The organism is Pseudomonas sp. P4_C1, from assembly GCF_056402155.1.
In genome coordinates, this window is record NZ_JBFUHY010000066.1 from 17,626 (window position 1) to 28,081 (window position 10,456).

General features: G+C 58.4%; 9 protein-coding genes. 5 read left to right on the plus strand and 4 right to left on the minus strand.

Annotated features, from left to right (window positions below; genetic code table 11):
- Positions 1–6: 6 nt before the first annotated feature.
- Both AC1DU9_RS23850 and AC1DU9_RS23855 read left to right on the plus strand, forming a co-directional pair.
- Positions 7–1,062, plus strand: a complete 1,056-nt coding sequence (locus AC1DU9_RS23850) for a tetratricopeptide repeat protein (protein ID WP_457265994.1) — start codon at positions 7–9, stop codon at positions 1,060–1,062.
- Positions 1,063–1,107: 45 nt separating this feature from the next.
- Positions 1,108–1,230: a hypothetical protein gene (locus tag AC1DU9_RS23855; protein WP_263289608.1), complete on the plus strand. Its 123-nt coding sequence runs from the start codon at positions 1,108–1,110 to the stop codon at positions 1,228–1,230.
- 4 nt (positions 1,231–1,234) lie between these two features.
- Here AC1DU9_RS23855 and AC1DU9_RS23860 read toward each other — a convergent pair whose 3' ends face one another.
- The 4 genes from AC1DU9_RS23860 to AC1DU9_RS23875 form a co-directional block, all read right to left on the minus strand.
- Positions 1,235–1,612, minus strand: a complete 378-nt coding sequence (locus tag AC1DU9_RS23860) for a response regulator (protein WP_223458099.1) — start codon at positions 1,610–1,612, stop codon at positions 1,235–1,237.
- A gap of 17 nt (positions 1,613–1,629) precedes the next feature.
- Positions 1,630–2,871 carry a hybrid sensor histidine kinase/response regulator gene (locus tag AC1DU9_RS23865; RefSeq protein ID WP_477810872.1) on the minus strand — a complete coding sequence of 414 codons (1,242 nt, stop codon included), beginning with the start codon at positions 2,869–2,871 and terminating at the stop codon, positions 1,630–1,632.
- Positions 2,872–2,965: 94 nt separating this feature from the next.
- Complete coding sequence (locus AC1DU9_RS23870) at positions 2,966–3,799, minus strand: CheR family methyltransferase (RefSeq protein ID WP_477810873.1); 834 nt, start codon at positions 3,797–3,799, stop codon at positions 2,966–2,968.
- On the minus strand, positions 3,799–7,290 hold the full coding sequence (locus AC1DU9_RS23875) for a response regulator (RefSeq protein ID WP_477810874.1): 3,492 nt from the start codon (positions 7,288–7,290) through the stop codon (positions 3,799–3,801). The genes AC1DU9_RS23870 and AC1DU9_RS23875 overlap by 1 nt, the downstream gene beginning before the upstream one ends.
- A gap of 256 nt (positions 7,291–7,546) precedes the next feature.
- On the opposite strand from AC1DU9_RS23875, the gene AC1DU9_RS23880 reads away from it, so the two are divergent.
- The 3 genes from AC1DU9_RS23880 (at position 7,547) to AC1DU9_RS23890 (ending at position 10,282) form a co-directional block, all read left to right on the plus strand.
- On the plus strand, positions 7,547–7,909 hold the full coding sequence (locus AC1DU9_RS23880; protein WP_223458106.1) for a response regulator: 363 nt from the start codon (positions 7,547–7,549) through the stop codon (positions 7,907–7,909).
- Positions 7,910–7,983: 74 nt separating this feature from the next.
- Positions 7,984–9,282, plus strand: coding sequence for a glycosyltransferase (locus tag AC1DU9_RS23885; protein ID WP_477810875.1), 1,299 nt, complete (start codon positions 7,984–7,986; stop codon positions 9,280–9,282).
- A gap of 94 nt (positions 9,283–9,376) precedes the next feature.
- The gene (locus AC1DU9_RS23890; RefSeq protein ID WP_477810876.1) at positions 9,377–10,282 is read left to right on the plus strand and encodes an AraC family transcriptional regulator; all 906 of its coding nucleotides are present in this window, start codon (positions 9,377–9,379) and stop codon (positions 10,280–10,282) included.
- Positions 10,283–10,456 lie beyond the last annotated feature (174 nt).

Genomic DNA, 10,456 nt, shown 5'->3' on the forward strand with positions numbered 1-10,456 from the left:
TCCTGCATGCCCAAGTCCCGCCGCAATCTGTTCATCAGCCTCTTCGCCCTGCTCGTCATCGGCCTTGCGTGGGTTTCCCTGCGCGATACCGAGCCGGTGGTTCCCGAAGCCATACAACATGGCTACAGCGAAGCACTGGCGGCTGCCCGGGGTGGTCAACCCGGTGCCGCACGGGTGCTCTATCAGCAATTGGGCCGCCCGGACCTGTCCCCCAAGCGTCGTGTCTGGTTGCATGCCGAGCTGCCCAACTATCCAAGCTCGGTGGCCCTGAAACTGGCGGCTGTCGACCTGCAGAACGAGTCGCCCGAGGTCCGTATCGCTGCGATCAGGAGTATCAGCGGCCTGGTACCGAGCGGCCAGCGCAGTCTGCTGCTGGGGCCATTGCTCGATGACAGCGAACAAAGCGTGCGCCTGGCCGCCATCAACGCGCTGCTGGGTTTGTCCCCGGATGAACTCGGCTTGTATTTCGGGCCGCTGGAGCAAGCCATCGATGCCTGGGAGCAAGTGCTCAAGAGCGAGCCGCAAAGCGCCGAAAACCAATACCAACTGGCCCGGCTGCACCTGCACAACGCCGAGCTCAAGCAAGCGCAACAGGCGCTGGACAACACCCTGCGCCTGGCACCGGACAACCTGCCGGCGCTGGTGCTGCAAATCGAAGTGCTGGATAAACAGGGCCAAAACGACGCCGCCCGGCAGTTGTTGGCCAGGCAACTCCAGGCACAACCCGATTCGGCCTACCTGCAACATGCCCTGGGGCTCTGGCTGCTGCATCACGAGCAAAGCGAATTCGCCCTGCTCGGCCTGTCCAAAGCCGTTGAACTCGAGCCCAATAACCGGGATTACCGCTACGACCTGGCCACCACATTGCACAGTGAGCAAGAGCTCGACGCGGCGCAGAAACAGTTGCAGGAAATCGTTCAGCGCCATCCGAACGATCGCAAGGCACGGGTGCTGCTGATCAATTACTGGAAGGAAAGCGGCCAACTGCAAAACGTGCAGATCCTGTTGGCCCAACTCGAACAGATGAACCCCGATGATCCGTCATTGCAACAAGGGCTTTGACCCCGCCTGAAATTTCGTTGAACCGTCGTCCCGGCCCAGGGTCAAGTGAACAGGCAGCCCGTTGCGGCAGTGCGCGGCGGGTTTCTCGATCCGGGCATGCAGATGATCACCAAGCCCTTTACCTTCGATCTGTTGACGGCGGAGGTGCGGGAGATGACCGGCGCCTGAATGCTTAAGAAAGCATGTCCTGCATCAGCTCCTGCAATTTATCCAGATCGAAAGGTTTGTCCAGGATCGGCGCCGTGCGGGTGATCGGGCTGTCGGTCTCACGGATTTCCTGGGCATAGCCGCTGATGAAAATCACCTTGAGTTCAGGTCGCAGCTTTACGGCGGGTTCGGCGATCTGCACGCCGGAGATGCCACCGGGCAGGCGGAAGTCGGTGATCATCATGTCCAGGTGCGGTTTGCTCGCGAGGATTTCAAAAGCCTGCTCGCCGTTTTCGGCCTGCAATACGCGGTAACCCTCGCCCGACAGATAAGCGGACAGCACCATCAGAATCGAGGGATCGTCCTCGACGACGAGTACTACATCTTGTGCATCTTCGCTCATGGGAAGCCTTTGCTCGGTCAATTGCTGCTGATACGACCGTGGGGTCGATCAGAGGTTGCGTTTATCTGGCTGTTTTCCTGCAGCGGCAGACAAACGCGAAACAAGGCGCCTTCGCCAATCCTGCTCTGGACCGTAATAGTACCGCCATGGGCGGTGACAATCTGTTCTGAAATAAACAATCCCAGGCCCAGTCCGGCACCGGTATGTTTGGCCGATACCCGTTCGAACTGCTGGAAAATCCGCTTCTGGTCTTCTTCGCTGATACCGATCCCCTGGTCCTGCACGTCCACCAGCGCCCGGCCCTCTTCACTGTAGACTCTCACCGCGACCAGGCCCTTGGCCCCGTAGCGCAAGGCGTTGGTCAACAGGTTGGAAATCACCTGTTCTATACGAAACTCATCCCAATTTCCGATCACCGGTTGCTCGGCATCCAGCGTGACCGACGCCTCGGCGGCGTCGATCTGCCGGGAAAAACTCTGCAACAACTCGCTGACCAGTGCCGAAAGATCGAAGCGCGTTGGCCGAATCGACAACTTTCCGGTGCGAATGCGCGAGACATCGAGCATGTCTTCGATCAAGCGTATGAGGCTTTTGATCTGCCGCTCGTCGCGGTCGACCATGGCGTGCATCTTGTCCAGGGTGAAGGCGGCGGCGTTGTCCCGGGCCAGGTGCCTCTTGCGCAGCTGGGTTTCAAGGATCAGGCCGTTGAGCGGCGTGCGCACTTCATGGGCGACGATGGACATGAAGTCATCGCGCATGCGCACCGCCTGCTCCAGTTCCAGCTGAGTATCTTGCAGTTGCTTGAGCAGGGTCTCCTGTTCGCGGCGACTTTGCTCAAGGGCCAGCACTTGTTCCTTCATCGCCTTGCTCTGGCGATACAGGTCGACGAACACATTGACTTTGCTCTTGACCGCGAGGATGTCCAGCGGCTTGTACAGGAAGTCCACGGCACCGCTTTCATAGCCCTTGAACGCGTAGTTCAGTTCACGCCCGGCGGCGCTGACGAAAACGATCGGGATATTCCTGGTTTTCTCCGTTCCACGCATCAATTCGGCCAGCTCGAAGCCGTTCATGCCGGGCATCTTCACATCGAGGATGGCCATGGCGAATTCGTGCTGCAACAGCAGGGACAAGGCTTCGTCGGCACACAGCGCCTTGTACACGATGCAGTCCTCACGCTTGATCAGCGCTTCGAGCGCCAGCAGATTATCCGGCAGATCGTCGACGATCAGCAGTTTGGCCTGGATATTACTCAGCATGCGATTCGTTCCAGCTCGACAGGCAGACGGCTGATGCCACCGGCGGAGGCACCGATCACGATCGCTTCGATCGCCGGCAAGTTCGTTGCACTGTTCATGATTTTCGGTAAATCCGTTCTAGTTTGACCAGCGGCTCGAACTGATGGCCGAAGGCTGAGAATTCCGGGGTTTCCTTGCTGCCCAGCACCAGGAAACCGCGATGGCAGAGGGACTCATGAAACAGTCCTAATGCCCGATCCTGAAGCTTTTTATTAAAGTAAATCAGTACGTTACGACATGAAATTAATTGGGTTTCTGAAAATACGCTGTCCGTTGCCAGACTGTGATCGGCGAAGGTCACGTTCTCGCGCAGGGTCTTGTCGAAAATCGCGTACCCATAGGCCGCCGTATAGTAGTCGGCAAAAGAACACTGGCCACCGGCCTGCTGGTAATTAGCAGTGTAGGCGCGGACATTCTCCATCGAGAAAATTCCTTGCCTGGCCTTTTCCAGCGAGCGCGGATTGATGTCGGTGGCGTAGATGATCGTGCGGTCGAGCAAGCCTTCTTCGCGCAGCACAATGGCCATCGAATACACCTCTTCACCGGTGCTGCATCCGGCGATCCAGATCTTGAGCGAAGGATAGGTTCGCAGCAGCGGTACCACTTCTTTGCGGATGGCCAGGTAGTGCGAAGGGTCGCGAAACATCTCGCTGACCGGAATGGTCAGCAATTGCAGCAATTGCATGAACGCGGTGGGGTCGCGCAGGACCTTTTCCTGTAGCGCCGAGATGGTATTGCACTCGAACTGAGTCAATGCATGGTTGACCCGGCGCTTGATCGAAGCACTGGAGTAATCGCGAAAATCGTAGCTGTACTTGAGGTAGATCGCCTCGATCAGCAAGCGCAATTCGATATCGCTGTTTCGCTCCACTGAAAAATTGCGCTCCACTAGATACGTTCCACCTTCGGTAACCACACACGAATCAGCGAAAACAGGCGGTCCAGGTCGATGGGCTTGGCCAGGTAATCGTTGGCGCCGGCCTGCCGGCAGCGCTCCTGGTCGTCCTTCATGGCCTTGGCCGTCACCGCGATGATCGGCAGCTTGCGCCAGCGCGGGTCCTTGCGGATTTCAACAATGGCTTCGAAACCATCCATCCGCGGCATCATTACGTCCATCAACACCAGATCGATGTCTTGCACCTCATTCAATCGTTCAATCGCTTCGCGGCCGTTGCGACCAATGACCACCGCTGCGCCTTTTTGCTCCAGCGCACTGGTGAGGGCAAAAATGTTGCGCACATCGTCATCCACCAGCAGCACCTTGCGGCCCTCGAAGACCTTGTCGCGGCTGCGAGCGACCTTGAGCATCTTCTGCCGTTCATGGGACAACCGCGATTCGACTTTGTGCAGAAAAAGCGTCACCTCATCCAGCAGCCGCTCCGGCGAGCGTGCGCCCTTGATGATGATCGAACGCGAATACTTGAGCAGTTCAGCCTCTTCATCCCGGGTCAGGTTGCGCCCGGTATAGACGATGACCGGTGGAAAGGAGCAGAGGTCTTCGGTGGACATGCGCTTGAGCAGGTCATTACCGAGCATGTCCGGCAGTTTGAGGTCGATGATCATGCAATCGAAAACCGAGGTCCGCAGCAGGTCCAGTGCCTCCTGCGCCAGGCCAACGGCAGTGATCTCGAGGTCATCGTCGCCGATCAGGCGGGCAATGCCGTCGCGCTGCAAGTCGTCGTCCTCGACCAGCAGCACGCGCTTGACCTTCTGGGTCAGTTTGGCCTCGAGTCGCGCAAATACGTCCTTGAGTTCCTCGCGGGTGGTCGGTTTGACCGCATAGCCAATGGCGCCCATGTGCATCGCTGCTTCAACCCGGTCCTCGACGGAAATCACATGCACCGGGATGTGCCGGGTTTCGGCGTGTTCCTTCAGACTTTGCAGCACGGTCAGGCCGGAGTGATCCGGCAGGCGCATGTCCAGCAGGATCGCGTCCGGGATGAACGTCTTGGCCAGGTCGTAGCCTTCGTCGCCGCCATGGGCCACCAGGCACTGATAACCCAGTTCATGTGCAAGGTCGTAGAGGATGTGCGCAAAATCCGGCTCATCTTCCACCACCAGAATGCAGCGGCTGGTGAACGGACCGTTGTTGCGATCGTCGTCGAAACGCGCAATGTCGACCTCGGCCAGCAGTGGCGACAGCGCGGGTGGCACTACGTTCGGCACAGCCGCCATCGTCTCGGCGCGCATCGGTTCGACAGGTACTTCACCCGGTTCCATGTACTGCTGCGGCAGTACCAGGGTAAACGCACTGCCCTGCCCCGGCGTGCTGGTCACGCTGATGGAGCCGCCGAGCAAGGCCGCCAGATCACGGGAGATCGACAAGCCCAGCCCGGTGCCGCCATAACGCCGACTGGTGGTGCCATCAGCCTGGCGGAATGCCTCGAAAATGCTGTCGTACTGCTGCGCCGCAATGCCGATCCCGGAATCACGGACGATGAACGCGATGCCGTCGTTCGGCACCGTGGCGACGGACAGGCACACGCTGCCGCTTTCAGTGAATTTCACGGCGTTGGACAGCAGGTTCTTGAGCACCTGCTCCAGGCGCTGGCGGTCAGTGAACAGCATCAGCGGTGCGCCGTCCTGCACATCCACCTGGAAATCCAGCTGTTTGTCCGACGCCAACGGCTGAAACAGACCGCGCAGGCCTTCGACCAGACGCGCCACGCTGGTGTTCTGCGCACGGATCTCCAACTTGCCGGCCTCGACCTTGGAAATGTCCAGAATGTCATTGATCAGGTTAAGCAAGTCATTGCCGGCGGAGTAGATCGATTCGGCGAATCTGACTTGCTCGGCGCTGAGGTTTTGCTCCGGGTTTTGCGCCAGAAGCCTGGCCAGGATCAACGAGCTGTTCAGCGGCGTGCGCAATTCGTGGGACATGTTGGCGAGGAATTCGGACTTGTACTTGCTCGAGCGCTGCAACTCTATGGCACGTTCTTCGAGCTGGATCCGGGCCTGATTGAGCTCGGTATTCTTCAGCTCCATGGTGTCGCGTTGCTCGGCCAGTGCTTGTGCCTGTTCGGCGAGTTGTTCGTTGGTCTGCTCCAGCTCCACCTGCTGGATTTCCAGGTGCGCCTGGGACTCCTTGAGAATCCGCGAATGTTCTTCGAGCTCTTCGTTGGCGGTCTTGAGCTCTTCCTGCTGCACCTGCAATTCTTCGTTGAGTTGCTGGGTTTCGGCCAACACCTCCTGCAAACGCTGACGATAGCGTGCAGCCTCGATCGAGGTGCCGATGTTGCCGGCAATCAGCTCAAGCAATTCAATGTCGCGGTCCGTCAGTGAGCGCAGAAAGCCCAGTTCGATCACGCCATTGACCCGCTCGTCATCACTGGTTGGCACCACCAGCAAACTGCGTGGCAAACCTTCGCCGAGGCCGGAGCTGACTTTGAAGTAATCAACCGGTACCTCGTCCAAGCGAATCAACCGCGCCTGTTGCGCCACCTGGCCGACAATGCCTTCTTCGCTGTAAATCTGCTGCTCACACTCTTCCTGTTCGCGGGAAAAACCGTAGGTGGCGATGCGCTTGAGGCCGCCGTGGTCTTCGCGCACATAAATAGCCGCCACGGCGGTGCCCAGGTACTGCGCGCAAAACTGCAGGATGTTGCGTCCCAGCAGGCTCAGGCTCAACTGTCCCAACACCTGTTCAGCAAGTTGGGTCTGACCATTACGCAGCCAGGCTTGCTGCTCCAGGCGATGGGCGCTGGCCTGTTGGGCAGCGAGATTGACGCTGTAGCTTTGCGAAAGATTGAGCAAATCGCGGCGCCCGACATACGCCAGCAAGCCACTGACGCCGGCAATGAACAACAGATAGAGGCTGATACTCCACACCGTGGAACGCCGCATGTCTTCATTGCGGGCGGTGCGCAACTGTTGCTCGGTGTCGATCACGTCCTCGAACTGCTTGCGAATTTCATCGGTCAGGCGCTTGCCGCGCCCGGCCTTGACCACGGCGCGATAGTCACCGCTGCTGCGCTGCAAATCGACCAGCGATTGCGCGTAGCTGGCCCATTCCAGCTGCAATGCCTGCAACCGCAGCAAGCGGTCAGTCTGCACCGGGTTGTCGGCGGTCAGCTCGAGCAAGGTGTTGAGGGCCGCGGCAATTCGCGGTTTGGCGGTTTCGTAGGGATCGAGGAAATGTTCGTCACCACTGAGCAGGAAACCGCGCATCCCGGTTTCCAGGTCCACCGTCAGCTTGAGCGCTTCATTGGCGTTATTGATCACCCGGTCGGTGTGTTGCACCCACTGGATCGTCGACAGTAAATAGCTGATCAGCGAAACGAAGAACACCGCGCTGATGAGGCCCAGACCCAACGGCAGGCTGATGTTGCGGCTCAGGAGTTTACGAAATCGTTGCTCATCAACCGTGGACGCGGAGGGCATGGGGCAAGCCTTGTCGAACTGTCGGGATGCAAGGAGTTTGCCGCAAAACTGGCGCATTGATCCAATTTTCTGACATGGTTTCGCACAGGGTCCTACATTCCGCTGCGCCCACGCAAAGTAGCGGGTTATCCTTGCCTGACCTGCGCCCGGTTCTTTTTCGCATTGCGCTGGGAACTTGTCAGGATCCGCCACTTACTCATGCAAGAGGCCGGTGATTTTATTCGCCTGACAACCCATCATTTTCAGGAAAGCCACTATGTCCTCCGCCAAAGCGCCCATTATCCTCGTCGTCGAAGACGATGCCATCGTGCGCATGCTGATCGTCGATGTACTGGAGGAGTTGGAGTTCAAGGTGCTGCAAGCCAATGGCAGCGAGCAGGCGCTGGAGACACTCAAGGACTTGAACCAGCACATTGATCTGATGATGACCGATGTGGGCCTGCCGAACATGGACGGCCGCGAACTGGCCAATGAAGCACGTGTTTTACGTCCAGCCTTGCCGATCCTGTTTGCCAGCGGTTATGCCGAAACCATCGAAGTGCCTCAAGGCATGCACATGATCGGCAAACCGTTCTCCATCGATCAGTTGCGCGACAAGGTCAAAGGCATTCTCGAGTGACCTTGCGATCCGCTGTGGTTTAATGCGCGCCTTTTTCGTCCCTGCCCTGTCTTCGCTTCAAGGAATTCCCGTACATGAATCAGCCCCGCGCAACCAAAGTCCTGGTCATTGGTTACGTCTGGCCCGAGCCCCGCTCTTCCGCGGCCAGCGGGCATGTCATGCAAATCCTCGAGGTTTTCCTGCAACAAGGCTGGGACATCACCTTCAGCAGTCCGGCGGGCTTCGGCGAGCAACGCGCAGACCTGACGGCGTTGGGCATTCGCGAAGTGCCGATCGAGCTGAACAACAGCAGTTTCGACGAGTTCATCAGCGAACTGGCGCCGGACATCGTGTTGTTCGATCAATTCATGATGGAGGAACAGTTCGGATGGCGGGTCGAGAAGCATTGTCCCGATGCCTTGCGTGTGCTCGAAAGTTGCGACCTGCAAAGCCTCAGGCATGGCCGGCATCAACGCCTCAAGGAGCGCTTGAAGGCCAGCGCTGACAACAATGACTTCAGCGGCCTGTTCGCCCAGGCACAGCGTGAAGAATTTGAACACATGGCCAATACCGACCTGGCCAAGCGCGAAATCGCCTCGTTTTATCGTTGTGATTTGACGCTGATGGTTTCCGAAGTGGAAATCGAATTGCTGGTCGAGCAGTTCAGGATTCCACGCAACTTGTTGCACTGGTGCCCATTGATGGTCGATCTTCCGGCCAGCGCACCGGCAGCGTTCGAAGACCGGGCGCACTTTCTGCATATCGGCAACTTTCGCCATGCACCCAACTGGGATGCGGTGCTGTGGTTGAAAACCGCTATCTGGCCGCTGATTCGCGAGCAATTGCCCGGCGCTCAATTGCATATCTATGGCGCCTACACACCACCCAAGGCCACTGCGCTACATAACGTGGCGCAGGGATTCCACGTAATGAACTGGGCAGAGGACGCCTTGCAGGTGATGTCGGCGACGCGGGTGTGCCTGGCGCCCTTGCGTTTTGGCGCAGGTATCAAGGGCAAAATCGTCGATGCAATGCTCTGTGGCACACCGAATGTGACGACGCCAGTCGGTGCGGAGGCGATGCATGGCGAAGAGACTTGGCCCGGTGCAGTGACCCGTTCGGCACGCGAGTTCGCCGATCATGCCGTGCAACTCCACAACGACAAGACGCGCTGGCTCCAAGCCCAGGCGCACGGGCAAACCCTGCTGGCGAGCCGCTACCAGACATCCGTTCATGGCCCGGCCTTGATCCAGCGGCTGGTCGATTGCCAACGGAATCTGGCAAACATCAGACGCGATAACTTTACCGGCAGCATGCTGCGTCATCACCAGCACAAGAGCACTCAATACATGGCGCAATGGATCGAGGTGAAGAATCGGCTTAATCAGGAGTAGCGCGCCTTGCAGGAGCAGGCTCACAGGCGGTAGTAGCATTATCCATCCGGCTGGAGGCATGATCCGGGTGGGATAACAACATAAGCGCCCTGTCATGACCCGCACCGCCAGAGTCACCGATCCGTCCTATGAATTGATGGACGACCACAACGGGTTGTCCATCATCTACCGCCAGCATGGCTTTCCCTGCCCGCTGGTGCGCTGGCATTTCCACAAGGAATACGAGTTGCACCTGATCGTCGCCAGTTCCGGCAAGGTGTTCATTGGCGATTACATCGGCAACTTCTACCCGCAAACCCTGTTCCTGACCGGCCCCAACCTGCCCCACAACTGGATCAGCCAGGTGGCCGAGGACGAAGTGGTGCCCAAGCGCGACATGCTGGTCAACTTCACCGACGAGTTGTTCGACAGCGGCTATCAGGTGTTCGCCGAACTCAAGACCCTGGCGCCGCTGCTGGAGCGCGCGCAGTACGGCATCGAGTTCCGCTGCAAGCACACCATCGCCCAGGCCATGGACTTGATGCAGCGCATTGCCGATACCACCGGCATTACCCGGCTCGGGCACTTTTTCATTCTGCTGGAGTTGCTCGCGGCCACCGACGACTACCAATTGCTCTCTGGCGCCACGACCCCGCAACTGGCCGACGAGCACAACATCGATCGCACCAACAGGGCGGTGGATTACATCTTTGCCCATTACGCCCGGGAACTGCCGCTGGAAGAAGTCGCCGAGCACCTGGGCCTGAAGCCGACCTACTTCAGCCGAGTGTTCAAACAGGCCACCGGACGCTGCTTTATCGAATTCGTCAATCGCCTGCGCATCAGCAAATCCTGCGAACTGCTGGCCGATGGCGACAAATCGGTTACCGATGTGTGTTTCGAATCGGGCTTCAACAATATTTCCAACTTCAACCGGCGCTTTCAGCAACTCAAGGGCATGACCCCGTCGCATTACCGGCGATTGGTGGTGCAGCGGTTGACCGAACAGAATCTGAATTAACACCTCAAAACCCTGTGGGAGCGGGCTTGCCCTAATGCCGATCAGTTAACGCGCAAAACCTGTGGGAGCGAGCTTGCTCGCGATAGCGGACTGTCAGGCAATGCAGGTGTTGGCTATGCGATCGTCATCGTCGGAACGCCGCCCGGAGCAAGCTCGCTCCCACAGGAGTTGCGG

Excerpts from the sequence above, each read along its gene's own strand:
- AC1DU9_RS23890 (WP_477810876.1), top strand. The coding sequence starts at position 9,377 with ATGACCCGCACCGCCAGAGTCACCGATCCGTCCTATGAATTGATGGAC.
- AC1DU9_RS23850 (WP_457265994.1), top strand. The coding sequence starts at position 7 with ATGCCCAAGTCCCGCCGCAATCTGTTCATCAGCCTCTTCGCCCTGCTC.
- AC1DU9_RS23885 (WP_477810875.1), top strand. The coding sequence starts at position 7,984 with ATGAATCAGCCCCGCGCAACCAAAGTCCTGGTCATTGGTTACGTCTGG.
- AC1DU9_RS23880 (WP_223458106.1), top strand. The coding sequence starts at position 7,547 with ATGTCCTCCGCCAAAGCGCCCATTATCCTCGTCGTCGAAGACGATGCC.
- AC1DU9_RS23860 (WP_223458099.1), bottom strand. The coding sequence starts at position 1,612 with ATGAGCGAAGATGCACAAGATGTAGTACTCGTCGTCGAGGACGATCCC.
- AC1DU9_RS23865 (WP_477810872.1), bottom strand. The coding sequence starts at position 2,871 with ATGCTGAGTAATATCCAGGCCAAACTGCTGATCGTCGACGATCTGCCG.
- AC1DU9_RS23875 (WP_477810874.1), bottom strand. The coding sequence starts at position 7,290 with ATGCCCTCCGCGTCCACGGTTGATGAGCAACGATTTCGTAAACTCCTG.